The organism is Fulvivirga sediminis (assembly GCF_016757215.1).
Lineage (GTDB): Bacteria > Bacteroidota > Bacteroidia > Cytophagales > Cyclobacteriaceae > Fulvivirga > Fulvivirga sediminis.
The window spans coordinates 38,789-65,717 of record NZ_JAESIY010000015.1 but is presented as its reverse complement, the minus strand read 5'-3'; the positions used below and the strand labels follow the sequence as shown (position 1 = coordinate 65,717).

At 38.7% G+C, this 26,929-nt stretch carries 22 protein-coding genes and 1 other RNA gene; 18 read left to right on the top strand and 5 right to left on the bottom strand.

The features are described 5' to 3' along the window. The first annotated feature begins 299 nt into the window (after positions 1–299). The 8 genes from JL102_RS21300 (at position 300) to JL102_RS21265 (ending at position 13,623) form a co-directional block, all read left to right on the top strand. Positions 300–3,401, top strand: a complete 3,102-nt coding sequence (locus JL102_RS21300) for a SusC/RagA family TonB-linked outer membrane protein (protein WP_202246494.1) — start codon at positions 300–302, stop codon at positions 3,399–3,401. Between the two features lie 23 nt (positions 3,402–3,424). Continuing rightward, positions 3,425–4,969, top strand: coding sequence for a RagB/SusD family nutrient uptake outer membrane protein (locus tag JL102_RS21295; protein ID WP_202246493.1), 1,545 nt, complete (start codon positions 3,425–3,427; stop codon positions 4,967–4,969). A gap of 10 nt (positions 4,970–4,979) precedes the next feature. Continuing rightward, entirely contained in the window at positions 4,980–5,843 is an 864-nt protein-coding gene (locus tag JL102_RS21290; RefSeq protein ID WP_202246492.1) for a hypothetical protein, read from the top strand. Positions 5,844–5,912: 69 nt separating this feature from the next. Next, on the top strand, positions 5,913–8,675 hold the full coding sequence (locus JL102_RS21285; protein WP_202246491.1) for a carbohydrate-binding protein: 2,763 nt from the start codon (positions 5,913–5,915) through the stop codon (positions 8,673–8,675). A 4-nt stretch (positions 8,676–8,679) separates the two neighbouring features. After that, the gene (locus tag JL102_RS21280) at positions 8,680–10,104 is read left to right on the top strand and encodes a glycoside hydrolase family 30 protein (protein WP_202246490.1); all 1,425 of its coding nucleotides are present in this window, start codon (positions 8,680–8,682) and stop codon (positions 10,102–10,104) included. Positions 10,105–10,111: 7 nt separating this feature from the next. After that, positions 10,112–12,415 (top strand): glycoside hydrolase family 3 N-terminal domain-containing protein, encoded by a 2,304-nt coding sequence (locus JL102_RS21275; RefSeq protein WP_202246489.1) that lies wholly within the window; start codon positions 10,112–10,114, stop codon positions 12,413–12,415. 127 nt (positions 12,416–12,542) lie between these two features. After that, entirely contained in the window at positions 12,543–13,103 is a 561-nt protein-coding gene (locus tag JL102_RS21270; RefSeq protein WP_202246488.1) for an RNA polymerase sigma factor, read from the top strand. Beyond that, positions 13,093–13,623, top strand: a complete 531-nt coding sequence (locus JL102_RS21265) for a hypothetical protein (protein WP_202246487.1) — start codon at positions 13,093–13,095, stop codon at positions 13,621–13,623. Before JL102_RS21270 ends, JL102_RS21265 begins: the two co-directional genes overlap by 11 nt. 2 nt (positions 13,624–13,625) lie before the next feature. Here the strand turns inward: JL102_RS21265 and JL102_RS21260 are convergent, their stop codons facing one another. The 5 genes from JL102_RS21260 to JL102_RS21240 all read right to left on the bottom strand — a co-directional run bounded on the left by JL102_RS21260 (position 13,626) and on the right by JL102_RS21240 (position 15,973). Further along, positions 13,626–14,339, bottom strand: coding sequence for a cell division ATP-binding protein FtsE (locus JL102_RS21260; RefSeq protein WP_202246486.1), 714 nt, complete (start codon positions 14,337–14,339; stop codon positions 13,626–13,628). Positions 14,340–14,354: 15 nt separating this feature from the next. Then, on the bottom strand, positions 14,355–15,011 hold the full coding sequence (gene fsa / locus JL102_RS21255) for a fructose-6-phosphate aldolase (protein ID WP_202246485.1): 657 nt from the start codon (positions 15,009–15,011) through the stop codon (positions 14,355–14,357). Positions 15,012–15,075: 64 nt separating this feature from the next. Next, positions 15,076–15,174: signal recognition particle sRNA small type (gene ffs, locus JL102_RS21250), an RNA gene on the bottom strand. 55 nt (positions 15,175–15,229) lie between these two features. After that, positions 15,230–15,475: a hypothetical protein gene (locus JL102_RS21245; RefSeq protein ID WP_202246484.1), complete on the bottom strand. Its 246-nt coding sequence runs from the start codon at positions 15,473–15,475 to the stop codon at positions 15,230–15,232. Between the two features lie 30 nt (positions 15,476–15,505). Then, positions 15,506–15,973: a hypothetical protein gene (locus JL102_RS21240; protein ID WP_202246483.1), complete on the bottom strand. Its 468-nt coding sequence runs from the start codon at positions 15,971–15,973 to the stop codon at positions 15,506–15,508. Between the two features lie 151 nt (positions 15,974–16,124). On the opposite strand from JL102_RS21240, the gene JL102_RS21235 reads away from it, so the two are divergent. The 10 genes from JL102_RS21235 (at position 16,125) to JL102_RS21190 (ending at position 26,926) form a co-directional block, all read left to right on the top strand. Then, the gene (locus JL102_RS21235) at positions 16,125–18,197 is read left to right on the top strand and encodes a M13 family metallopeptidase (RefSeq protein WP_202246482.1); all 2,073 of its coding nucleotides are present in this window, start codon (positions 16,125–16,127) and stop codon (positions 18,195–18,197) included. 238 nt (positions 18,198–18,435) lie between these two features. After that, a complete protein-coding gene (locus JL102_RS21230; RefSeq protein WP_202246481.1) occupies positions 18,436–19,842 on the top strand; it encodes an anthranilate synthase component I family protein in 1,407 nt (468 codons plus the stop codon). A 6-nt stretch (positions 19,843–19,848) separates the two neighbouring features. Further along, positions 19,849–20,418 (top strand): anthranilate synthase component II, encoded by a 570-nt coding sequence (locus JL102_RS21225; RefSeq protein ID WP_202246522.1) that lies wholly within the window; start codon positions 19,849–19,851, stop codon positions 20,416–20,418. Between the two features lie 30 nt (positions 20,419–20,448). Further along, entirely contained in the window at positions 20,449–21,459 is a 1,011-nt protein-coding gene (gene trpD / locus JL102_RS21220) for an anthranilate phosphoribosyltransferase (protein WP_202246480.1), read from the top strand. Positions 21,460–21,462: 3 nt separating this feature from the next. Then, positions 21,463–22,278 (top strand): indole-3-glycerol phosphate synthase TrpC, encoded by an 816-nt coding sequence (gene trpC / locus JL102_RS21215; protein ID WP_202246479.1) that lies wholly within the window; start codon positions 21,463–21,465, stop codon positions 22,276–22,278. Continuing rightward, positions 22,265–22,906 (top strand): phosphoribosylanthranilate isomerase, encoded by a 642-nt coding sequence (locus tag JL102_RS21210; protein WP_202246478.1) that lies wholly within the window; start codon positions 22,265–22,267, stop codon positions 22,904–22,906. Before trpC ends, JL102_RS21210 begins: the two co-directional genes overlap by 14 nt. Continuing rightward, the gene (gene trpB, locus JL102_RS21205) at positions 22,891–24,072 is read left to right on the top strand and encodes a tryptophan synthase subunit beta (protein WP_202246477.1); all 1,182 of its coding nucleotides are present in this window, start codon (positions 22,891–22,893) and stop codon (positions 24,070–24,072) included. The genes JL102_RS21210 and trpB overlap by 16 nt, the downstream gene beginning before the upstream one ends. A gap of 50 nt (positions 24,073–24,122) precedes the next feature. Continuing rightward, positions 24,123–24,908, top strand: coding sequence for a tryptophan synthase subunit alpha (gene trpA, locus JL102_RS21200; protein WP_202246476.1), 786 nt, complete (start codon positions 24,123–24,125; stop codon positions 24,906–24,908). A gap of 3 nt (positions 24,909–24,911) precedes the next feature. Then, positions 24,912–25,922 carry a 3-deoxy-7-phosphoheptulonate synthase gene (aroF, locus tag JL102_RS21195; RefSeq protein ID WP_202246475.1) on the top strand — a complete coding sequence of 337 codons (1,011 nt, stop codon included), beginning with the start codon at positions 24,912–24,914 and terminating at the stop codon, positions 25,920–25,922. 224 nt (positions 25,923–26,146) lie between these two features. Next, the gene (locus JL102_RS21190; RefSeq protein ID WP_202246521.1) at positions 26,147–26,926 is read left to right on the top strand and encodes a phenylalanine 4-monooxygenase; all 780 of its coding nucleotides are present in this window, start codon (positions 26,147–26,149) and stop codon (positions 26,924–26,926) included. The last annotated feature ends 3 nt before the right edge of the window (positions 26,927–26,929 follow it).

Sequence of the window (26,929 nt, the reverse complement as noted above, 5' to 3'; positions counted from 1 at the left end):
AAGTAATTATCAAACGATTGCAGCTAAATTACTGATAATTATCAAATATGTATTTCTATTGATTAAAATTGTCTGATTTTTCTTAGAAAAACGTATAGTTAAACAACTGATATTCAGTAATATAAATTGTTGTGAAGTGTTGTTGACGAGGTGACATTTTTTGGTGGTGTAATTGAAGTGTAGTGCTAATTTTTGAGCTAATTATCAGTAGGGATATATTGCAGAATCATTTCAATTTTCATGAGTGAAAACGATTGCGAAATGAAATCCAATTAATTAAATATTAACCCTTATTTTGTATGAAAATAAAATGCTACTTATTGATCAGTTTTTTGGTGCTGACGCAATGGGCTTTTGGGCAGTCAACCATCACGGGTACAGTGATGGACGAAGAGACGGCACAGCCAATACCCGGTGTGAATGTGCTTATAAAGGGTACCTCTAAAGGTACGGTTACTGATATCGATGGCTCTTTCACCTTAGAAGCTGCCTCGGATCAAATATTGATTTTTTCTTTTATTGGTTATATGAGCCAAGAGGTGCCGGTAGGCAATCAAACTACTTTTAACATTTCCTTAGGCCAAGACGTGGAAACCCTGGATGAAGTAGTGGTGGTTGGATACGGTGTTCAGAAAAAGAAAGAAGTAACAGGCGCGATAACGAGCGTAGGAGCAGAAGATTTGGAGTCTTTACCTATTAATAACGTAGGGCAGGCTTTACAGGGTAGAACTTCTGGTTTAACCATCGCAGCTAATTCTGGCCAGCCAGGATCAGCCGCTACCATTCGTGTTCGAGGGATTACCTCATTAAATAATAATGATCCTTTATGGGTTGTTGATGGGGTGGTAGTAGACAACGGTGGCATTGGTTATCTTAATCAATCGGACATTGAATCTATCGAGGTATTAAAAGATGCGGCTTCACAGGCTATATATGGAGCAAGGGCTGCGGCAGGTGTGGTACTTGTAACCACAAAGAAAGGAAAAAAGGGAGGTTTGAAAGTTAACTATAGTGGTTACTATGGTACTTCAGCGCCGGCGAGAAAACTTGATTTATTAAATGCTACAGAATATGCTACTTTAAGAAATGAGGCTTCTTTAGCAGCAGGAAAAGGGATAGTCTATGATAATCCTTCCGAATTTGGTAAAGGTACAGACTGGCAGGATGCCATTTTTAACAATCATGCTAAAAGGCAAAATCATGAGGTGAGCCTTAGTGGAGGTAATGATGTTTCTACATTTTACCTGTCTTTTGGTTATTTAAATCAAGAGGGAATTGTGGTCTCAGATATTTCTGAATATGAAAGATATAATATTAGACTAAACTCTACTCACAATGTGGCTAAATGGCTAAAAGTCGGTCAAAATTTGGGTTACTCTAGAGAGAAAAGCATCGGTTTAGGTAATACAAATAGTGAATTTGGCGGGCCATTAAGTTCAGCGATTAATTTGGATCCTTTGACTCCGGTTGTGGTTAAAGATGATTCATTAATGAATACTGCTCCATATACTAACCCTGGAGTGGTTAGAGATGCTAATGGTTATCCTTATGGCATTTCTTCAGAGGTAGGGCAAGAAATGACTAACCCTGTAGCTTACATGCAGACCCGGTTGGGTAATTATGGATGGTCTGATAACATTGTAGGTAATGTTTTCGCCCAAGCAGAGCCAATTGAAGGATTAATATTAAGATCCACTTTAGGCGCTAAACTGTCTTTTTGGGGAGATGAGTCTTTTACACCCATCTATTTCCTTAATTCCTCTACTAATACTAGCCAAACTTCATTTAACAGGGGTACAAATAGAAAATTAGATTGGAACTTAGAAAACACAGTTTCTTATAGCAAAAGCATCAATGATCATAAGTTCACAGTGTTGTTAGGACAAGGTGCTTATATGGATAACAGGTCTAAAGGAGTTAACCTTACGGTATTCAATATTCCTGTAGATAACTTTGATGATGCCTCATTGAATTTTGATGTGCCAGTAAGATCTACAGCTCCTGGGGGGTATGAAAATATACCGCATGCTGTAAGTTCTATTTTTGGTAGAGTGAACTATAGTTTTAAAGAAAAGTACTTGTTCACTGCTACTGTAAGAAGAGATGGATCTTCAAGATTCAGTGATAAGAATAAATATGGATACTTCCCGTCGGGTTCAATAGGGTGGGTAACCTCAGAAGAGGATTTCTGGCCTGAAAATGATATTGTTAATTTCCTTAAAATCAGAGGTAGTTACGGAATAGTAGGTAATGACAATATTGGAGATTTTGCTTACCTGTTAACCATTAGCCCAGGAAGAAATTATACTTTCGGAAATTCTGGAGCATATAGTAATGGTTGGAGTCCTGATGCGCCTCCAAATAGAAATTTGAAATGGGAAGAAACTTCTCAGGCCAACATTGGTTTTGAGGCCACCGTGCTGCAAGACTTAACTGTAACATTTGATTGGTATAAAAAAGTAACTACAGGAATTCTTCAATATCCTAGAATACCAGCCTATTATGGAACTGTAGGTAATACAGCTAAAAATGCGGCTGATATGGAAAATATGGGCTTAGAGTTAGAACTAGGATATAGAAAACAGTTAGGTGAATTTAATCTATCTGTTAATGGAAATGTATCTTACCTAAAGAACAAAGTAACTTATCTGAATGATGGTGTAGCCTATCTTGATGGCGGAGAAACTTTTCAATCAAGTAGCTATCCTATAACCAGAACAGCTGTAGGCCAACCTGTTAATTCGTTTTACGGCTTCAAGACTCTAGGTATTTTTCAAAATCAAGAAGAGATTGATAATTATCGTAACGAAGAAGGAAAGCTTATCCAACCCAATGCTAAGCCTGGTGACTTTAAATGGCAAGATAGAGATGGCAACGGAGAGATCAATGAAAAGGATAGAGACTTTATAGGTAGCCCAATACCTGATTGGTCTTATGGTCTTACATTAAGTCTTGAGTATAAAAACTTTGACTTCATGGTTTTCGGGCAAGGAGTTGCAGGCAACGAAATTTTCCAGGGACTGAGAAGGTTAGATATTATTAAAGCGAATTACCAAACTAGTGCTTTGGGAAGGTGGACAGGAGAAGGAACGTCAAACGATTATCCAAGATTAGTAGATGAAGATCCTAATCGTAATTTCACTAACCCATCAGACTTTTACCTGGAGAAAGGTGATTATTTCAGAATTAAAACCATGCAACTAGGTTATAGCTTGCCTTCAGCTCTTATTTCAAAAGCAGGTATGACTAATGCCAGAGTATATATTATGGCAGAAAATCTATTTACGTTCACCAAATATTCTGGTTATGACCCTGAGATAGGTGGTGGTGTAATGAGTATTGACAGAGGAGTTTACCCACAAGCCAGATCTTTTATGGTTGGTCTTAGTGTAGGCTTTTAATTAAAATCATTGAATAGAAAGATATGAAAAGTTATACAAATAAATTAATCCCATTTTTTACAGCTATTCTAATCATAGTGAGTGGCTGTTCAGATGATTTTCTTGAAGTAGAACCAACAGGAAAGTCAACAGAAGCTTTCTACTATTCTAGCGAATCTGAGGCTTATGCAGCTCTAGTGGCTGTATATGATATAGTAGGTTTCGTTTCAAGTGGTTATATAGATAAGCTTCCTGCTCTTAATTCTGCTTCAGATGATCACTATGCGGGTGGTGGTAGCTCAGGCGATATTGCAGCATTTCAAGCATGGAATGATTATAGCAAATTAACTCCTGCCACGGGTCCTCAAGAAGATTTATGGTCTAAAGGTTTTCAAGGAGTGTACAGAGCCAATATATTGCTTAGTAAGTTGCCTGGAGTACCTATGAGTGAAGAAAAGAAGGTGAGATTTGCAGCTGAAGCACAGGCTTTGAGAGCTTACTTCTACTTTGATCTGATCAGGTTTTTTAGAAGTATTCCCAAGTTTGATCAGCCTATCAATTTTGAAGATGTAAACGATGTGGAACAGGTTTCAAGAGAGTCTATATACTCATTTATTGAAGAGGATTTAACTGCGGCTATTGATAAGCTACCGGCTACCGTTCCTGTAAGTACAGAAGGAGGAAGAATGACTAAGGGCGCGGCCAGGGCCATTTTAGGGCAAGTATATTTAAATCAAAAGAAATTTGCTCTAGCGGCAGAACAATTTGCCATTGTAAATGGAACAGTTCCAGGAGGAAAGAGTGAAGAAGGAGGGTATGAATTGCTCGAGAATTTCGGAGATCTATTTGTAGTTGGAAACGAATATAATAGCGAGTCAATCTTTGAAATAGGACACACCAATACTTCTAACGGCGTCTGGGATTGTATTGCCTGTACTGAAGGTAATGTGATGAATATCTTGGTGGGCCCCAGAGACTATTCTGTGATAGATGAGTCAGCAGGAGCTCCTGACTTTATTTCAGGGTATAGTTTTAATCCTGTTACAGAGAGTTTGGCTAGTGCTTTTGTACAAAACGGAAACTATGATCCTCGCTATAAATATTCAATTTCTAATGTAGATAGCTTGGCTGAAGCAGGTGTAGTTAACTATTCAAAAGGTTACGATAATACCGGCTACTTCCTAAAGAAATTTGCCGGGCTTAAAGAAGATAAGTCAACTGGTGGCGGAAACTATGAGCTTAATTTCCCTCAAAACACCTATGAATTGCGTTTGGCTGACACCTACCTTTTAGAGGCAGAAGCTATTGTAAGCGGAAATTTAGACAATCAATCTCGTGCACAATTGTTACTTGATGCCGTACGTGCTCGTGTAGGTTTAGCTTCTATACCAGTAAACATAGATAATATTTTACATGAAAGAAGAGTAGAGTTAGCCGGTGAAGGCAAAAGATGGTTTGATCTTATCAGAAATGGAAGAGCTGCTTCAGCCCTTGCAGACTTTGGATTTGTGGCAGGTAAGAATGAGTTTTTACCAATTCCATTATTAGAGCTTAACAATACAAAAATCAAACAAGATCCTAACTACTAAATTTTGTTCTATGAAAATTTCAAAGTTCTTAAAATATAATACTGCAGTTCTATTAGGAACTGCAGCTATAATGGTGTGCTCCTGTACACCAGAAGATGACAGCCTGTCTCTCGGCCAACCTGAAGAGGCTAGTTTCACCGTTAGCCCAATTCCAGGTGAACCCAACTTCTTTAAGGTAGAGGATACAACACCCAATTCGTTTATCACTTACTGGAACATAGGAAAAGGGTTTGAAAAGGGAGAGAAAGTAGATACTCTATTTTTGCCAGATAAAGAGATGTATGAAATATCCGTAATGGCTGTTTCAGCAGGAGGCAGAGATATCTCTGATATTAAAACGATTGAAGTGCTAACAGCAGACCCTGCTGCAGGTAACTTAGTAAAAGGGGCTAAGATGGATAAAGATGCCTTTGATTATTGGACGAAATTTTTCATCAGCTCGGATAAAAAAGTTGATTTTAGCCTGAAAGAAGGCCATATGGTGGCTTCAGGGGGTGGTCAAGGTCATGCAGGTATTTATCAACCTATTGAAGTAGAAGCCAATAAAACTTATAACCTTTCAGTTTACTTGTCAGGAAAGGGCGCTACTGATGTATGGTTAGAAGTGTACATGGGAGATGTTGAGCCTGAGGAAGGAGTTGAATACAAAGATGGAGGAAATCTCATGGGGTTAAATACATGGAGCAACTGCGGAAACAGCCCTTTCAGTGGTAATCTCGCAGTCATAGGGTGTTCAGGATCTTTAATAGGGAAAAAAGGAGAAATAGAATTTGAGACTGGGGGTACCAAGTACTTGGTCATTAGAACAGGAGGAGCTTCTATGGGTGAAGGAGGTATTTCTATTGATGAAGTTGAATTTAGAGGTACACGATAATTAAGTCATCAAAACTAATCAGCCTGATCAATTTTGATCAGGCTGTTTTATAACACTCATGGATATATTATGAAAAAACAGATTATACTATGTTGTTCTATACTTTCAACGCTCTTTTTTTATGATGCCGGGGCTCAAGGCTTTTTAAAGGCGCATGAAGGGCGCATTATAGATAGTGGTAGTGGAGAAGAGGTGTTGTGGAGAGGAATGGGCCTGGGCGGATGGATGCTTCAGGAGGGTTATATGCTAGAAACTGGTGGGCCTCAGTTTGAGCTTCAAAAGAGGATTACGGAGCTTATTGGTGAAGAGAAAAAAGATGAATTTTATGATGCCTGGCTGGAAAACCACATGCAAGAAATTGATGTAGATTCTCTTAGCTCATGGGGTTTTAATATGATAAGACTGCCTATGCATTATAACCTCTTTACTCCGCCTATTCAGGAAGAAAAGGCAGGTGAGATTACCTGGTTAGATAAAGGTTTTGAGCTTACTGATAACCTGCTGCAATGGTGCAAAACTCATAACGTGTACCTTATTTTAGACCTGCATGCCACCCCCGGCGGACAAGGAGAAAATGCTGATATTAATGATTATGACCCCTCAAAACCCTCCTTGTGGGAAAGCGAGGCAAATAAGGAAAAGATGGTGGCCTTATGGAGAAAGCTAGCTGAAAGGTATGCTAATGAGCCTATGATAGCTGCTTATGACATTATTAATGAGCCTAACTGGGGATTTCAGGATCATGAAGGAGATCCTAACGGCTGCTCTGAGTCTGCCAATACTGATTTATGGGACCTCCAAAAAAGGGTTACAGAGGCGATAAGGGAGGTTGATCAAAAACATATCGTTATCATAGAAGGAAACTGCTGGGGAAACAACTATGCTGGCTTGCCAGAGTTATGGGATGATAACATGGTAGTGAGTTATCATAAGTACTGGAATGCTAATGACGTAGGGGCTATTCAAGGCATGTTGAACATGCGAAATGAAAGAAATGTGCCTATCTGGTTAGGTGAAACAGGTGAAAATTCTAATACCTGGTTTACCAATGCTGTTCAGCTCTTTGAGGAGAATGATATGGGGTGGTCATGGTGGCCATTAAAAAAGACAGGAGGGAATAACCCTCTGAAAATTGAAAAAGGTGAGGGCTACCAACATGTAATTGACTACTGGAATGGATCAGCTGAAAAGCCTACGCAAGAAGAGGCTTATCAAGGCCTAATGCAGTTTGCTGAAAACACAAAGCTGGAAAATTGTGAATACAGAAAAGATGTAGTGGATGCGCTGATTAGACAGCCTCACACCAATGAGACTAAGCCTTTTACAAGTCACGTTCTTGCCTCTGATGAACCCTTGCTTGTATATGCTGTAGATTATGATCTTGGCAAAAATGGTTATGCTTATTTTGATAATGATGCTACCAATACTTCAGGAAATTCCGGTGGAGCCAGTTGGAATAATGGCGGGCAGTATAGAAATGATGGTGTTGATATAGAGGGCTGTTCTGATGAGCTAACCAACGGCTACAACGTAGGATGGACCGAGCCAAACGAATGGTTACAGTATACAATTGATGTGGAAGAGGAGGGGAGTTATCAAATTTCTTTAAGAGTGGCGTCTCCTTCTGGCTTGGGTAGGGTAATTCTATTTGCTAATGACGTGAAAATATCAGAGCAAATAACTATGCCTAACACTGGCGACTATCAGGCTTGGAGTACCATCACCGTAGAAGGTATTCATCTTAACCAAGGAGAACAGAAAATAAAGCTACTAATAGAAGAAGGTGATTTTAACTTTAATTACCTACAACTCGAGGGGCCATTTGAAGTGAATGAGCAGCCAAAGGTTTTGGAGAAAAAGGCGATTCATCAAAAAAAAAGAATAGGCCTCATTTTTAATCAATCCTTTGTTGATATGCCTGAAAAAAATGGGTTTACAGCTACTGTTAATGGCCAGCCGGCTGCAATAGAGTCGGTGAAACTCAATGAACAGGCTCATCAGGTGGTAAATATTTATATGGAAGATGAAATTCACTATGAAGATGAAATTTTGATATCATACGATGGCAATAGTTTGGAGACAACGGAAGGTATTGTATTGGCTCCAATTAAAGATTTGGCAATAGATATTTTCCTGGATAATGATCGCTTGCCTTTATCTATTCCTGGTAAAATAGAGGTGGAAGATTACTTTGTTAATAATGGGTTTGAATGGGAAGAAGCTGAAGATGAAGGCGGAGGCCTTAATTTATCATATACTGATGCAGGTGATTATCTGGACTTTGCAGTAGATGTAGCAGAAGGAGGGTATTATGAAGTAGAGTACAGAGTGTCTTCGCAAGATGAGGGAGGTACAGTGGCTTTACTTACTCTTGATGATGAAGGAGCGGAAAATGAGGTGAGCAAAACATCATTCGAAAAGACTGGTGGATGGCAAACCTGGATTACTGTAAATGGATCAGTAGCTAATCTTCCGAAGGGTTTTCAGTATATCAGATTAAAGGCTATTAGTTCTTTATTTAATGTAAATTGGATTAGACTTAACTATATAGGTGCGTCTTTGCCAGTGACTACAGGGGTAGAAGAAGAAGCTGCTTTGGTTTATAAAGTCTACCCTAACCCTACAGAAGGTGTCATAAATATACGTTTTTCAGATGCTGTCGGGGAAAAGGAAATATCATTGAGAGACTATTCAGGCAAGGTGCTTATGGTTCAGAAGGTGCAGCAGGGCCTTGAGCAGATAGAAATAAAAGAGCCTTTAGCTGCCGGATTATACTTTATTACTGTTACCACTTCCCATAAATCTTATACCGAAAAAATTATTATACGTTAATTTCATGTTGAAAAGAACATCAAGGAAAGTACTGGCTTGTACTTTCCTTTTAGCAGCGTGTGTCAGTTGTGATCAAAGCAAGCCCGCTGGAGTAGAGAGATTGAATTACATGCTTACCACTCCAGATAAATCTAAGTTGTTAACCTTAGGAGTATTAGAAAAAAGTAATAGGCCAAATGACTCCTTAGTTACTATTGGTGTAAATGGAGATAGTGTCTTTCAGCAAATGGACGGTTTCGGTTATACGCTTACCGGAGGCAGTGCCAGGCATATCTCGCAAATGGATAGCATGGCGCGTAAGCGGTTACTTACCAACTTATTTCATACAGACAGCCTTGGTATAGGAGTAAGCTATCTTAGGGTAAGCATAGGAGCTTCGGATCTCGATCCTAAGCCTTTTTCTTATAATGATTTGCCTATAGGAGAAGAAGATTTTGATCTGAAAAATTTTTCTATTGATCAGGATCGTACGCACCTCATTCCTGTGCTAAAGCAAATTTTGGAAATAAATCCTGAACTTAAAATTATGGGGTCGCCTTGGTCTGCGCCTGCCTGGATGAAGGATAACGAAGATACCAGAGGTGGTAGCCTTAAGCCAGAATGCTATGAATCTTATGCCCAATATTTTATAAAATATATTGAGGCGATGAAAGCAGAAGGGATACCTATAGATGCTATTACGATTCAGAACGAACCATTGCATCCAGGTAATAACCCTAGTATGTTTATGCCTGCCGAGCAGCAAGCTGACTTTGTGAAGAATCACCTGGGGCCTGCTTTTGAAAAAAGAGGTGTTGCCACTAAAATCATTGCCTATGATCATAATGCAGATAGACCAGACTATCCGATTTCTATATATGAAGATTCGCTAGCCTCTCAATATATTGATGGAGCAGCTTTTCACTTGTATAATGGTGATATAGATACCTTATCTTCTTTGCATGAGGCTTACCCTGATAAGAACTTATATTTTACAGAGCAGTGGGTAGGTGCTCCTGGAGATTTTGCCAATGATTTTAAATGGCATACCAGAGAAGTGGTAATAGGCGGAGCTCGTAACTGGTGTAAGACTATCCTTGAATGGAACTTATCATCTAATCCTGAACTGAAGCCTCATACTGATAGAGGGGGATGCGACCGTTGTTTAGGAGCAGTTACTATAGAAGGTAATGAGGTGGTAAATAATCCTGCCTATTATGTTATAGCTCATGCTTCTAAGTATGTAAAAGCAGGTGCTCATAGGGTGCATTCTAATGAGGTGGGTGGCTTACCCAATGTAGCCTTTAAGAATGAGAGCAATGACCTAGTGCTCATAGTGCTTAATGATGGCGAAGAAGAGCATGAATTCAACATTGAAATAGAGAAAAATCGATTTGGTGCTAGCCTGGCTGCAGGAGCAGTGGCTACATATGTTTATAAATTTAATTAATAAAAGGATGAAAGTGAAAATGAAGATTGCTTTGCTTTTTCTAATGGGACTGAGCCATTTGGTGTTAGCTCAGAAAAATGATGAAGCAAAAATTGAAGCCCTAATTAAAAAAATGACCTTGGAGGAAAAAGTAGGTCAAATGGCTCAAATTACGCTGGATGTAGTAGGTAAAGGAGATGATGTTTATTCAAGCTATGATCCTGTAGAGTTAGATATGGATGCCTTAAAGAAGGCTCTTATAGATTATAAAATTGGCTCAATACTAAATACTGCCAATAATAAGGCTTTAACCAATGAGCATTGGTATGAGATTATCAGTGGTATTCAAAAGGTAGCTATGAAGCAAACCCGCCTTAAAATCCCTGTTCTATATGGAGTGGATGAGATTCATGGAGCTACGTACACAGTAGGGGCTACTATGTTTCCTCAGCAGATAGCCCAAGGAGCTAGCAGAAACAGGGAGTTGGTAAGAAAAGGAGCTGAAATTACAGCTTATGAAACTAGAGCTGGATCGATTCCATGGACTTTCTCTCCTGTGCTAGATTTAGGTCTTGATCCCAGGTTTTCACGTATGTGGGAGTCATTTGGAGAGGATCCTTATTTATGTACTCAGCTGGGTGTGGAAATGATTAATGGATATGAAGGAGATAACAATACGGTAGGAGATCCTGAGCATATTGCCTCTTGTCTTAAGCATTTCTTAGGCTACCATGCTACTATTTCAGGTAAAGACAGAACACCTGCTTACATCCCTGAAGATGCATTGAGAGAATATCATCTGCCTGCTTTTAAAGCGGCTATAGAAGCGGGGGCGCATACCATTATGATTAATTCTGGTATTATTAACGGAGTGCCTGTACACGCTAACTATGATCTTTTAACCAAACTGTTAAAAGAAGAATTGGGCTTTAAAGGGCTAGTAGTAACTGACTGGGCTGATATTGAAAACTTACAGAGAAGAGACAGGATAGCAGAAACCAATAAAGATGCTGTGATGCTGGCTATTAATGCAGGCATTGATATGTCTATGATTCCTTACCAATATGAGCCATTTTGTAATGATCTTGTAGCTTTAGTGAAAGAAGGAAAGGTAAGCATGGAGCGAATTGACGATGCTGTGAGAAGAGTACTAAGAGTGAAGTTTGCTTTGAACTTGTTTGAAAAGCCTACCACTCACTATAAAGATTACCCTAAGTTTGGTAGTGATGAGTTTGGAAAGGCGGCTTATGATATGGCTGCTGAGTCTATTACGTTATTAAAGAATGATGATAATGTACTTCCTCTTGATAAATCGGCAAAGGTACTTGTAGCAGGACCAAATGCTAACAGCATGAGAACCCTTAATGGTGCCTGGACCTACTCTTGGCAAGGAGATCGTGTACCTGAATTCGCCAGTGAATACAACACTATACTAGAAGCTTTGCAAAATAAAATGGGTGAAAAAAATGTAACATTTGTGCCTGGCGTGAGCTATAAAGATGGTGGTAAGTACTACGAAGACGAGCTAGACCAAATGGAAGAGGCGGTGAAAAGTGCAGCAGATGCGGATGTGATTATCCTTTGTTTAGGAGAAAGTACTTATACCGAAAAACCTGGAGACCTTAATGATTTATACATTTCTGAAAACCAGACTGAGCTGGCTAAGAAACTGGCTGAAACTGGTAAGCCTATCGTTTTAGTATTAAACGAAGGGAGGCCAAGGATAATCAGTCGATTTGAGCAGCAAATGAACGCCATTGTGCAATCTTATCTTCCAGGTAATCATGGGGGAGATGCTTTGGTAGATATCTTGTTAGGAGAAGTGAATCCTTCTGGTAAATTACCTTATACTTACCCAAGATACCCTAATGCCACTATTTCTTATATCCATAAACCTTCTGAAGAGCAGAAAAAAGCTGAAGGTGTGTATAACTATGAAGCTGATTATAATCCTCAGTTCAAATTTGGTCATGGCCTGAGCTATACTACTTTTGAGTATTCTAACCTGAAAACTGACAAGGCCACTTATAAAAAAGGAGAGGATATTAAAGTGTCTGTTACGGTGAAAAATACTGGAAAGGTAGAAGGTAAAGAGGTAGTTCACCTTTTTAGCAGTGATCTAGTTGCGAGTAGCGTTACACCAGACGTGAAGAGGTTGAGAAGGTTTGAAAAAATCAACTTGAAACCAGGGGAGTCCAAAACGGTAGATTTCACCCTTTCACCAGAGAAGGATTTGAGCTATTTTGGAAGAGATGGTAAGAAACTACTAGAAGCAGGAGCATTTGAGTTAATGGTGAATGATGATAAAGTGGAAATTGACTTAAGTGAGTAATTTTTAAGTGTTTATAAATGTTGAAGCCGGGTGTTCATTGAGAACATCCGGCTTTTTTTATTATATTTCTTTCGCCTGATGCAACTTATATTTTTTTCAGTAGTCTTTTATGTAAGAATAATAAGCATTGACGAAGCCAATTAAAAACATACATGAAAGCATTATAAATAATTGCCTGGCAGGAAACCGTCAGGCCTACGGGCAATTATATCAATTATACTCAAAGGCTATGTTTAACATTTGTCTCAGAATGGTGAATGACCGCTACGATGCCGAAGATGTGCTTCAAGAGGCTTTTGTAAGTGCATTTAATGGTCTAAGAAGCTATAAAGGAGATTCTACCTTTGGAGCCTGGCTAAAGAGGATAGTAATTAATAAATCCATCAATTTTATTCAAAAGAGAAAGTTGTCATTTGAGGAGTACGAAAGTGAGGCGGATCATATTTTTGAAGAAACTTTAGACCAGTCAGATGATATTAATTATCAGATAGATAAGGTGAAAGAAGCTATGGGTAAATTGCCCGATGGATATAGGGTGGTATTTTCTTTATACTTATTGGAAGGTTACGACCATAGTGAGATAGCAGATATATTAAAGATATCAGAGTCTACTTCTAAGTCACAATTAAACAGGGCTAAGGCAAAACTGAAACAGATTTTATTGGAGGAAATGAGTTATGAAAGATAGGCTGGACGACTTCATTAAAGATAATAGGGACGAGTTTAATGATCAGGAGCCCTCTCATAGGGTGTGGGAGGCCGTAGAAGCTCAACTGCCCTTGAAGAAGCAACGTAACTATCAGTGGATATGGAAGGCCGCTGCTATAGTATTCTTTTTATCCTCTGTGTATTTATTAATAAGGTTAGAAGCTGTAGATCAGCCTCGGTATGTAGCCGATAATTCGCTAACTAAAGAGTTTAAGTCTGTAGAGTCTTTTTACTTTCAGGAGATATCGGAGAAAAAAGGACTTATTTATGATTTTGAGTCTAAATCTTCCAGCGTAGATGATGACTTTGAACAGGATTTAAAGAAGTTAGATGCTATGTATGAAGTCCTTAAGGAGGAGCTTATGCAAAATCCCAGTAAAAAGGTGGTAGATGCTTTAATACTGAACCTACTAGTAAGAGTGGATATTCTCAATAGCCAGCTGGAAAAACTGGATCAAGTAAAAAACGAGAAAGAAAATGAGGAGACTAAGAGCGCTTGATTTTAGTAATACTTGGCACTTAGTTCAAAGTTTTCCAGCTTAGAGTCTAGCAGCTTACCACCATCACACTTAAGAACCCTGGCAGGGTAGTTTTTCACTAGTGTATGATCATGAGTAGCCATAAGTACGGCCGTTCCGCTTTTATTAATATCCTGAAAAAGTTTGAAGATACCCTGAGATACTTCAGGATCAAGGTTACCAGTGGGCTCATCGGCTAGTAATATTACAGGCTCATTGAGCAAGGCACGAGCTATTACTACTCTTTGCTGTTCGCCACCAGATAGTTGGTGAGGCATTTTAGAAGCCACAGAGCCTAAACCTACCTGCATGAGTACTTCAGTCTGGCGAGCTTTCATTTTAGAGTTTTCCTTCCAGCCAGTAGCTTTCATTACAAAGGTGAGATTCTCTGCTACCGTACGATCAGGGAATAATTGAAAATCCTGGAAAATAATGCCCAGTTTTCGTCTTAAAAGAGGAATTTCGTTTTTCTTTATATTGCCTATGTTGTAGCCCGCTACGTTGATTTCGCCTAGGCGTAAGTCTAAATCGGCATATAAAGTTTTAAGAAGAGATGTCTTACCGCCTCCTGTTCTGCCTATGAGAAAAACAAATTCGCCTTTTTCGATTTCGAAATTCACATCATTCAGAACGGTTTTATCATCCTGAAAAATGGAAGCATTCTTTATTCTTACTACAGGGTCAGAGGAGAAAGACATCTCTATTATATTTTATTAACTGTTTGCTTTTTTATGGTCAGCTAAGAATTTTTCCAGACCACTATCAGTAAGCGGGTGGTTTAATAAACTAGTGATTACATTCAAAGGACAAGTAACTACATCAGCACCGATCTCAGCACACTGAATAAGGTGCATGGTGTGTCTTACACTAGCAGCTAATACTTCAGTAGAGAAACCATAGTTGTCATAGATGTTTACAATTTGCTCTATTAAAGCTAATCCATCAATAGCGATGTCATCTAATCTACCAATGAATGGAGATACGTAGCTAGCACCTGCTTTAGCGGCTAAAAGAGCCTGGCCAGGTGAGAATATTAAAGTACAGTTAGTTCTGATTTCCTGAGAAGTCAAATATTTTATGGCTTTTACACCATCTTTGATCATAGGTATTTTTACTACAATCTTGTCATCTATTTTAGCTAGCTCTTCACCTTCTTTGATCATACTCTCAAAGTCAGTAGCTATTACTTCTGCACTTACATTGTTATCTACAATATCACAGATAGCTTTATAATGAGCTTTTACGTTTTCGTCGCCTTTAATTCCCTCTTTAGCCATTAAAGAAGGGTTGGTAGTTACACCATCCAAAACTCCAAGATCATATGCTTCTTGGATGTCTTTTAAATTAGCGGTATCAATAAAGAATTTCATAGGGGTATATTATAAATGATAAGTTGAGTTATATATTTTCTATAAATACAAACTGCAGAAAACAAAAAAGGCAAATCAAGTATCGCACCGCTACAACCGCCTACCCTTGCTACCTTCCGGTCCTGGGGGAGTTCAGCAGGAGCTGGTCGTACTGATTTGCCACTGCAAATGTAAAAGGATTTCATTAAATCGTAAACACTTCTGGCATTTTCTTTAAATTATTTTTCTCCACCTTTTACAAGGCCTTTTAAATAGAGGTTAAACTCCAGAGAACTAGACTCTTGGAATTCGTCGGCTGCCAGGTCATCATAAATTTCTTCGTCAAACTCCATTTTTCTTTTTTCGATTTCTCCGTTTTTATGAATAGTCAGCTCCATACCTTTATAAGTAACGGGGTTTACCTGTACCAACACAGTGAAATCATCAAATTGTCTTTTGTAATAGTTATGAACTACGTTTTGCATGCATTGATATTTGAGTAATAGACTCTAAGATCATACATTCTGTTCAATTGGCCTTTGGTTTAGATCAGATATTTTTATTCGGGATAATAGTTCTTCTTCCAGTTGCTCGGCCCAGGCATGCAAATAGGTAATTACGTCTTGCTTTACATTATGCTTTAAGTAGGAACCCTTAGGAAGGTAAGCTAATACTTTTGGGCTGCTCAGTTTTTCCAGATGTTTAAGGTCATCGGTATCCAGTCCATGATAGAGCATTTCTGATATGAGATCATCCATGAGTAAGCCGCTGGTAGGACAGTAATCATTAAGTTGTTCATTCCAGTCGCCATATTTTTGCATAGCACGGCTATGAATTTCATGTTTAGAAAGCTGGGTGAGTTCTTGCGCAAGAAAACCACAATTGCAGCTGCCCATATGTCCCCACTGGTAAACATCGCTTTTTCCTAGCTTCGAGGCCGTTTTTTTAATTGCCTCTATAAGTTCTGATGATGCTCTTGCCATAGTTATTAATGCTTGTTTTTTATTTAAAAAACGAATATGAAATAGATAAGTTCCACTGTTATAGCTATATTCAATATACCGCTAACATAATAAAGCTCTGAAAGTAGGGCTTTGTATGAGAACTTAGTAATTGGAAATAAAAATACACAATATGCATTTTAAATTTTTGAAGTCTTTTGTGCCAGTAAGCATGTTAGGTGTGCTATTGGTAGTGTCTTGTAATAAAGAAGAAAAGGGCAAGGGAGCAGCTGAAGAAGAAGTGATAGGTATTAACACCGCCTATATAGATTCTACCGTAAGACCGGCAGATGATTTTTTCCTGTATGTGAATGGTAAATGGATAGAAGATACGGAAATTCCTGGAGATCAGGGTCGTTGGGGTAGCTTTAATGAACTTAGAGAGATGACCAATGAAACCGTGCTTAACGTACTGAAGTCTGCTGGCGGTGAGTATAAGGAAGGCACAGATCAGAAAAAGGCCATTGATTTTTATAATGTAGGTATGGATTCAACTTTAGCCGAGAAAGTAGGAATAAAGCCACTTGAGCCTATATTTGAAAAAATAGAGAAAATAGAGACGACTAGTGACCTGCAAGAGTACCTTTCTGAAAATGAAAAAATAGGAGGAGGTCCATTTTTCAGGTTTGCAGTGTTTGCTGATTTTAAAAATAGTAACGCTATAGCTACTTATCTATCCCAAGGAGGATTAGGGTTGCCTGATAGAGATTATTATACTAAAACAGATTCGAAATCAGTGGAGGTAAGAGAGAAGTATGTGCAGCATGTAGCTAAGATGTTACAAATGCTGGGAGACTCTGAGGAAGAGGCTAAAGCAGAAGCTGATAGGATAATGGCTTTAGAAGCCAGATTGGCAGAAGCGTCTATGACTAATGTGGAAAGAAGAAATACTCCTGCTTTGTACAATAAAATGTCATTAGCTCAAGTAGGGGAGATTGTGCCTGCTATAGATTGGAAAAAATACCTTGCTGATATGGGCGTAACAGGAGTGGATACCCTTATAGTAATGCAGCCTGAATTTATGAAGGAGTTTCAGGCGATAGTAAAAGAGGTGCCGGCTTCTACATGGAGAGAATATTTGCGTTGGAATTTGATAGATCAAAGTGCGAGCTACTTGAGTCATGATTTTGTGCAAGCCAACTTTGACTTCTTTAGTAAAGAACTAAGAGGAGTAGAAGAAATGCAGCCAAGATGGAAAAGAGTTTTGGCTACTGCTAATCAATCATTAGGAGAAGCCATCGGTAAACTTTATGTAGACGAAACTTTCCCTCCTGAGGCCAAGAAAAAAGCCGAGGAGATGGTGGACAACATTAAACTTGCTTTCGCAGATAGAATTAAGGCTTTACCTTGGATGTCTGACTCTACCAAGCAAAAGGCTTTGGATAAACTCACTAAAATGACAGTGAAAATCGGTTATCCTGATGAGTGGAAAGATTATAGTGATCTAAAAGTAATCAGCGATGCTGAAAAGGCTTCTTATGTAGGTAATGCTATGAATGCCTATAAATTTGGCTTCCAAGAAGAAATAAATAAAATAGGTAAGCCAGTTGATAAAAGTGAATGGGCCATGTCACCTCAAACTGTAAATGCCTACTTCAATCCTATGTTTAATGAAATAGTGTTTCCTGCAGCTATTTTGCAGCCTCCATTCTATAATTATAAGGCTGATATGGCTGTTAACTATGGAGGTATTGGAGCTGTTATTGGTCATGAAATATCACACTGTTTTGATGATCAAGGAAGTAGATTTGATGCTAATGGAAACCTCGTTAACTGGTGGACAGACGAAGACGCTGAAAACTTTAAAGGTAGAACTGGTAAGCTGATAGCTCAGTATGATGTTTATGAGCCTTTAGATAGTGTTCATGTAAATGGAGCTTTTACTTTAGGTGAAAATATAGGTGACCTTGGCGGGATTAACGTGGCGTATGACGGACTGCAAAAACACCTTGCTGAGCACGGAGATCCTGGCCTGATCGATGGTATGACTCCACAGCAAAGGTTCTTCATGTCTTGGGCTACTATTTGGAGAATAAAGTATAAAGATGAGACTTTGCGTACCCAGGTAAATACTGATCCACACTCACCGGGAATGTATAGAGCCAATGGGCCTCTATCTAACATGGAAGCATTTTATGAGGCTTTTGATGTAAAGCCAGGAGATGGAATGTATCGTGATGATAGCGTGAGAGTGAAGATCTGGTAATAAAAGGTTAATCTTTTTCCAGGCAATTAAATTTAAAAATTGTTTGCATTTAAATATTCTATAATTACTTTTGGTTCAGATATGACAACAATATTCTCAAATAACGCATGGTGGTGGCACTTTCTTAACAAAGAAAAGTGAACGGCGTTATTATGAGATTTTTATAGATCTTTAAAAGTATAAGTAAAGCCCGCTGTTCGCACAGCGGGCTTTTTTTGTTTTAAACCTTTCAGATTAAATGACTTACAAAATCAACACGACCTCAAAAAAATTACTGGCAGATACCCTCACCCCGGTGAGCATCTACCTCCGGCTTAGGGATAGGTTTGCTCAGAGTATTTTATTGGAAAGCTCTGATTATCATGGTACTGATAATAGCTTTTCTTATATCTGCTGCTCTCCCATAGCTTCTTTTAAAGTGAAAAAAAATGAGCTTACGCTAGATTATCCAGGAAAAGCAAGTGAACTAAAAGAAGTAGACAGAACCAATCTGTTAGATGAGCTTAATCAATTTAAGGATAGTTTTTCTACAGATCAATCTGAGTATAAGTTCGTAACTAATGGCCTTTTTGGATATATGGCTTATGACGGTGTTCAATATTTTGAGGACCTGGACTTTAAAAATGATAATGAAGATGTGCCCGACATTTTTTATTCCTTATATCGGTTTGTGATAGTGGTAGATCACTTTAAAAATGAGCTTTATTTATTTGAACATAGTGTGGAAGGAGAGGGAGAACAGCAAATAGATATTCAGTATCTGGAATCGCTCATTCATATCAATAGTAATCCAAAGTTTCATTTTGAACTGACGGGAGAAGAAACCTCTAATTATACTGATGATGAGTTTCTCGATATCCTCACCAATGGCCGATCGCACTGCCACCGGGGAGATGTTTTTCAGATCGTGCTCTCCAGACGCTTTCAAAGCAAGTTTTCAGGTGATGAGTTTAACGTGTACCGAGCTTTAAGGTCAATTAATCCATCACCTTATTTATTTTATTTCGATTATGGAAGTTATAAAATATTTGGTTCCTCTCCTGAATCACAAATAGTGATCAAAGATGGGAAAGCCAGTATTTTTCCTATTGCAGGTACTTTCAGAAGAACAGGTAATGATTCTGCGGATGCAGAGCTGGCTACCAAACTCTTTGCTGATGAAAAAGAGAATTCAGAACATGTAATGTTGGTAGACCTGGCCAGAAATGATCTGAGCAGAAGCTCTGAAGAGGTAAAAGTGGAAGTGTTTAAGGAGATTCAATACTATTCTCATGTTATTCATTTAGTGTCAAAAGTAACGGGTAAGTTGGCCGAGGGGGCATCACCATTAAAGCTGGTAGCAGATACTTTCCCTGCCGGAACGCTCTCAGGTGCACCCAAACACATGGCTATGAAGCTTATTGATAAGTATGAAAACAGGAGCCGTAGTTATTATGGTGGAGCTATTGGTTTTATAGGTTTCAATGGAGACTTTAATCATGCTATCATGATTCGTTCATTTTTGAGTAAAGCTAACGAACTACACTATCAGGCCGGAGCAGGGGTGGTGGCTAAATCGTCACCAGCCAGCGAGCTTCAGGAAGTAAATAACAAGCTGGCTGCCTTAAGAAAAGCATTGTCTACCGCTGAAACGATAAACCGATAAATGATGATGAAAGTATTGATTTTAGATAATTACGATTCTTTTACCTATAACCTGGTACACATCCTTAGAGAGATGGATAATGTGGAACTGGATATTTTCAGAAATGATAAGATAGCCATTGAAGAGGTAGCAAAATATGACAAAATCTTAATATCTCCGGGGCCGGGTATTCCAGAAGAAGCAGGTATTTTAAAGGCTGTAGTAGAAGCTTATGGTGCTACTAAGAGTATTTTAGGTGTTTGCCTTGGGCATCAAGGCATAGCAGAGGTGTATGGTTGTGAGCTTTTTAATATGCCAGAGGTACTGCACGGTATTGCGGGTGATATTACCGTGAGCAAAACTGATGATTATATGTTTAAAGGAGTGCCTACCAAATTTAAAGGGTGTCATTATCATAGCTGGGCAGTAGTGCCAGATAGCGTAAGCGATCAAATTGAGGTTACAGCCACAGATGAAAAAGGAAATATTATGGCGCTTACGCATGTGAAATATGATGTGAAAGGGCTGCAGTTTCATCCAGAATCTATTCTTACAGAAAATGGCAAGGTGATGTTGGAAAACTGGATTCAGAATTAATAACACCCTCATGAAAAATAAAAGAATCAAATGAAAGATATTTTAAATAGACTAATCGAACATAAATATTTGAGCCGTGAGGATGCTAAGAATATTCTTGTGAAGCTGGCTCAAGGTGAATATAATCAAAGCCAGATAGCCACTTTTCTTACCGTGTATATGATGCGGACTATTACTGTAGATGAGCTTCAAGGCTTTAGAGATGCTATGCTGGAACTTTGTGTACCGGTTGATATTGAAGAGTATGATGCCATAGATCTTTGTGGTACGGGTGGTGATGGTAAAGATACTTTTAACATTTCTACACTATCATCATTTGTGGTAGCAGGAGCAGGTCAGCCTGTGGCTAAGCATGGTAATAATGGTGTGTCATCAGTATGTGGTTCCTCTAACCTAATGGCTCAGTTTGGTTATGAATTTACCAATGATACGGATGAATTGAAAAGAAGCCTTGATGAAGCTAATATTTGCTTTTTGCATGCTCCGTTATTTCACCCTGCGATGAAAAATGTAGCTCCTATAAGAAAAGACCTTGGCGTAAAAACATTCTTTAATATGTTAGGGCCCATGACTAATCCTGCAAGGCCTAAAAAGCAGCTAGTGGGGGTTTTTAGTTTGGAGTTAGCTCGTTTATATGGGTATCTGTATCAAAGAACTGATAAGCAATTTGTGATTTTACATTCCTTAGACGGGTATGATGAGGTGTCTCTTACGGGAGGATTTAAGGTGATTTCTAACAGTGGAGAGCAGCTCATAACACCAGGTGATATCAACAAGCCAAGATTAAAAGCAGCAGATATTTATGGGGGCGAAACGGTAGAAGAAGCTGCAAAAATCTTCAATAATGTTTTGAATGGTGAAGGTACTCCTGAACAAGAGGCGGTAATCATTGCTAATGCGGGTATGGCTCTTTTTGCGGCTGATCAGGATGCAGGAATAGAGGCCGGTATGCAGAAAGCAGAAGAGTCTTTGAAATCAGGAAAGGCCAAAGAGGCATTTAAAAATTTAGTTAATAAAAAGAAAAGCTATACAACACATTAAGTCATGAATATATTGGAAGAAATTGTTGCGCATAAGCGTAAAGAAGTTAGCGAGAAGAAAAATTTGTTTCCTGTGAGATTATTGGAGCAAAGCATCTTTTTTCATACACAAAGTGTATCGCTAAAGAAATATATACTTAGAGAGGATAAGTCAGGAATTATTGCCGAAATAAAAAGAAAGTCTCCCTCAAAAGGAGTGATTAACCCTAATGTGTCAATAGAAAGGACTTCAATAGGGTATATGCAAGCCGGAGCCTCTGCCTTATCAGTATTAACTGACACCAAATTTTTTGGAGGTAAAAATGAGGACTTGACCACTGCGCGTAAGTTTAATTTCTGTCCTATTTTGAGGAAAGATTTCACGGTAGATGAGTATCAGATTATTGAAGCTAAATCCATAGGAGCAGATGCTATATTGTTAATTGCAGCTGTGCTTACTCCGGAAGAAGTGAAGTCTCTAGCTAAACTGGCGCATTCTTTAGGTTTAGAAGTATTGCTAGAAGTGCATAATGAAGCCGAGTTAGAGCGTTCGTTTAATGAATACATTGATTTGTTAGGGGTAAATAACCGAGATCTTGCCTCTTTCAAGGTAGATCTTAACACATCCATTTCTCTTTCAGAAAAAGTGCCTCATGGGGTAGTGAAAGTGGCTGAAAGCGGTATTAATCAGCCTGAAGATATTGAACTGCTCAAGAGTCATGGCTTCGAAGGTTTCCTTATCGGAGAAAGGTTCATGCGATCAGCCAGACCAGAGAAATCAGCCGAGAGTTTTATTGAAAAGTTGAGCCTTCATGATAAAGTGAATTATGCCAAAGCTTAAGGATATAAAGCTTAAAGTGTGTGGCCTTAGAGATAACATCGATGAGGTGATAGCCCTGAAGCCTGATTATGTGGGATTCATATTTTATGATAAATCTCCTCGATTTGTAGGAGATCTGGATCCTAGAGTTTTGCATGATATTCCTAATACTATAAAGAAAATAGGCGTTTTTGTTAATGAAGACATAGAAGAGGTGCTTCATAAAGTAAAAACTTATCGGCTTGATCTGGTGCAGCTGCATGGGTATGAAACGGTAGAGTACTGTGCTAAGCTGAAAGAAGAAGGCGTTCAGGTAATTAAGGTCTTTTCAGGAAATAATGACCTCGATTGGATGGAGTTTAAGGTCTATGAAGAAGTGGTGGACTTCTTCCTTTTTGATACCCGTACTGATAAATATGGAGGTAGCGGAAAGAGTTTTGATTGGTCTCGGTTAGAGAAAGTTCACCTGTCTAAACCCGTCTTCATTAGTGGGGGTGTGAACCTTGATAATATAGAAAAGGTTTCTGACATTCAAGAAGTACATATTCATGCCGTAGATGTGAATAGTAAGTTTGAAATAAGCCCAGGGCTTAAAAATATTAATTTGTTAAAACAGCTTAAAGAAAAAATGCTATGCGATACAGTGTAGATGAAAATGGCTACTACGGCCAGTTTGGCGGAGCCTATATTCCGGAAATGTTATACCCTAATGTGGAGGAGTTGCGCGATAACTATCTGTCAATCATCGGGGATAGTGCTTTTAAAGCAGAGTTTGATAAGCTCCTTAAGGACTACGTAGGCAGGCCAACCCCTTTGTATTTTGCTAAGAGGCTATCAGAGCAATATGGGGCTAAAATATATTTGAAAAGAGAAGATTTGTGCCACACAGGAGCGCACAAAGTAAATAATACTATAGGGCAGATTATTCTAGCCAAGAAGCTTGGTAAGCAAAAAATAATAGCAGAAACAGGTGCCGGCCAACATGGCGTGGCTACTGCCACCGTATGTGCACTCATGGGTATGGAGTGTATTGTGTATATGGGCGAGATTGATATGCAGAGACAAAAGCCTAATGTGGAGCGCATGCGCATATTAGGAGCAGAGGTGGTGCCTGCTAAAAGCGGTAGTAAAACCTTGAAAGATGCCACTAATGAAGCTATGAGACATTGGATCAGTAATCCCGTAGATACGCATTATATTATTGGTTCGGTAGTCGGCCCTCACCCTTATCCTGATATGGTGGCTCGTTTTCAGAGCGTGATCAGCGAGGAAATGAAATGGCAGCTTAATGAAGAAGAAGGAACGGAATATCCTCATTATGTTATCGCCTGTGTAGGGGGTGGAAGTAATGCAGCCGGAGCGTTTTATCATTACCTGGATGAGGAGAAGGTGAAATTGGTAGCTGTAGAAGCGGCAGGAAGAGGTGTAGATAGTGGTGAGTCAGCTGCTACATCTTATTTAGGTAAGCCTGGGGTGCTGCACGGTAGCAAAACATTGCTTATGCAAACCGCAGATGGTCAGGTGGTAGAGCCTTACTCTATTTCTGCAGGCTTAGATTATCCTGGTATTGGCCCCATGCATGCTCATTTGTTTGATACAGGCAGGGTGAAGTTCGAAAATGCTACTGATGAGGAAGCTATGGTTGCAGGTGTAGAACTAAGTAAGTTAGAAGGTATTATCCCCGCCATAGAATCTGCTCATGCACTGGCTGCGCTGAGAAAGATGTCATTTGAAAAGTCTGATATAGTGGTGATAAACCTATCAGGTAGAGGAGATAAGGATCTTGAAACCTATATCAAGTGGGGTAAATATTAATACTATGATGAGATTATTAATACAAACCTTTACCCCAAACGATCATTAAAATGGAAACAATGACTACAAATAGAATAAATGATGTTTTTCAAAATAAGAAAAACGTCCTTTCGGTTTATTATACGGCAGGTTTTCCCGAACTTAATAACACGCTGGCCATTGCTCAATATCTGGAAGCAGCAGGTGCTGATATTATTGAAATCGGTATGCCATTCTCTGATCCTGTGGCAGATGGACCTACTATTCAGGAAAGTAATAAAAAGGCTTTGGAAAACGGGATGTCCATTAAGTTGCTTTTTGAGCAGTTAAAAGAGGTTAGGCAGAGCGTTTCAATACCTATTATTCTTATGGGATATATAAATCCTGTGCTCCAGTTTGGTATTCATGAGTTTTGTGAAAACTGTGAAGAGGTAGGGGTAGACGGACTCATTTTACCAGATTTACCAATGGCAGAATATATGGCTGTTTATAAGGGTAAGTTTGAGAAGCATGGTATAAAAAATGTTTTCCTAATCACACCCCAAACTTCAGAGCAAAGAGTAAAGGAAATTGATCAAAATACTGATGGTTTTATCTATATGGTTTCTTCTGCCAGTACTACAGGAGCTAAAGGCTCTTTTTCTGTAGAGCAGATCAATTACTTCGAAAGAATTAAAAATATGAATTTGAAGAACCCTACTTTAATCGGTTTTGGTATTTCAAATCATGATACCTATCTGCAGGCTTGCACTTATAGTAGCGGAGCTATTATAGGCAGTGCCTTTATTAACTGCATAGATAGCTCAGGAATAGAAAAGGGAAATATTAATCAATTTGTAAAGGATATTAAAGGTTAAGTTATGATTATCCAGTTAGAAAAAGACTTATCATCAGATAAAAAGAAGGGTATCATTGAAAAGGTGAACTCTTTGAAATATAAGACCACCGAAGTGAAAACTCAGAAGGGTGATTATATCATTGGCATTGGTAAAAGCGATTTTGATATTCGTGAAGTAGGACAGATGCCTGGTATAGAAGATATCCATATTGTCTCTGACGATAACAAGTTGGTTTCACGTAAGTGGAAGGTAAAGCCTACTACTATAGATCTAGGTGATGGAGTAACTATAGAAGAAGGAAGTATGGCTATAATGGCAGGTCCATGTTCTATAGAAGGAGAGGAGCAGATAGAGAAGACCATAGCTCACCTTAAGGCTAACAATATTAAAATTATGCGTGGTGGAGTATACAAGCCCAGAAGCTCTCCATATTCTTTCAGAGGCTTGGGAATAGAAGGCTTAAAAACATGGTATAAGCTTGCCAGAGAAGCCGGTATTAAAATTATCACAGAGGTAATGCAGGTATCTCAGATAGAAGAAATGTATGATTATGTAGATATCTATCAGGTAGGAGCTAGAAATACTCAAAATTTCAATCTATTAGATGAGCTGGGCAAAGTAGATAAGCCTGTGCTAATCAAAAGAGGTATTTCTGGTACCATTGATGAACTTTTAGGTTCTGCAGAATACGTTTTTTCTGCTGGTAATGAAAATCTTATGCTTTGTGAGAGGGGTATTCGTACTTATGAGCGTGCCAGCAGAAATACTATGGATATCAATGCCATAGCTATTCTAAAAGAGAAATCGCACTTGCCCGTAATAGCAGATCCTTCTCATGGTATAGGCCTTAGAGATCATGTAGAGCCTGTGGCGCTGGCTTGTGTAATGGCAGGAGCAGATGGCATCATCTATGAAGCCCATGAGCTGCCTGATGAAGCCTGGTCTGATGGTCAACAGACGCTCAACTTTAGGCAGTCAGAGAAATTGATTGATAAAATTCGTAAGGTTTTTGAACTCAGAGAGAGCCTTTGATTAAAAAATTATTTTCTTGTTTTATTTTTTGAAAATTAATTTTACATTTGTCCCTGTATGACAAATATGAACAGCAAATATTATTACTACTACTATTACCGAATCACACCATTCGGAGTGGGAGTTGTATGTTCATGATCTAATAGAAAGAAAATAACTGAATATAACGAGCCTGGTTCCGAAAGAGAGCCAGGCTTTTTTGTTTTAAACTAATTTTAAAAATGATGGAACCAATTACAAAATCTGAGAAAAGAGTGATCCCTACTTTAAAAGACATGAAGCAGGTTTATGATCAGTATACTGCTGAAGACCAACAAGTATGGAGTATCCTTTATGATCGTCAGATTGTAAACATGCCCGGCGCTGCTACGGTAGAGTTTATGAAAGGGCTTGATGTGGTGAAGTTTACTAATAAAAATATTCCTGCTTTTGAAGAGACTAATGTCCTTCTTAGAGAGGCCACAGGATGGGAGCTGGTAGCAGTGGAAGGTATAGTAGACGATAAATTGTTTTTTGAATTAATGTCTAATAAAAAGTTTCCTGCCACTACCTGGCTCAGAAAGATGGAGGAGCTGGATTACCTGGAAGAACCTGACATGTTTCATGATGTATTTGCTCATGTGCCTTTGCTTACCAATCAGGCGTTTGTCGATTATTTGCAGGCGCTTAGTGAAATAGGAGCCGCTCACGCTAATGATCCTGAAGCTATAGAATTACTTTCAAGAATTTACTGGTTCACGGTAGAATTTGGCCTTATTAAAGAGCCTGCAGGATTAAGAATATACGGAGCCGGAATCTTGAGCTCAGTAGGAGAAACGCGATTTTCTTTAAGTGATGAACCTGAGCATTTTGCCTATGATGTAGCTCAAATATTAGATACTCCTTTTAGAAAAGATACTTTTCAGGAAAAATACTTTATTATTGAGTCATATGAGCAGCTTTTTCACTCAATAGATGAAGTGAAAATGCGTTTAAATGAAAAATTACAAAGTAAAGTAGTATAAGTA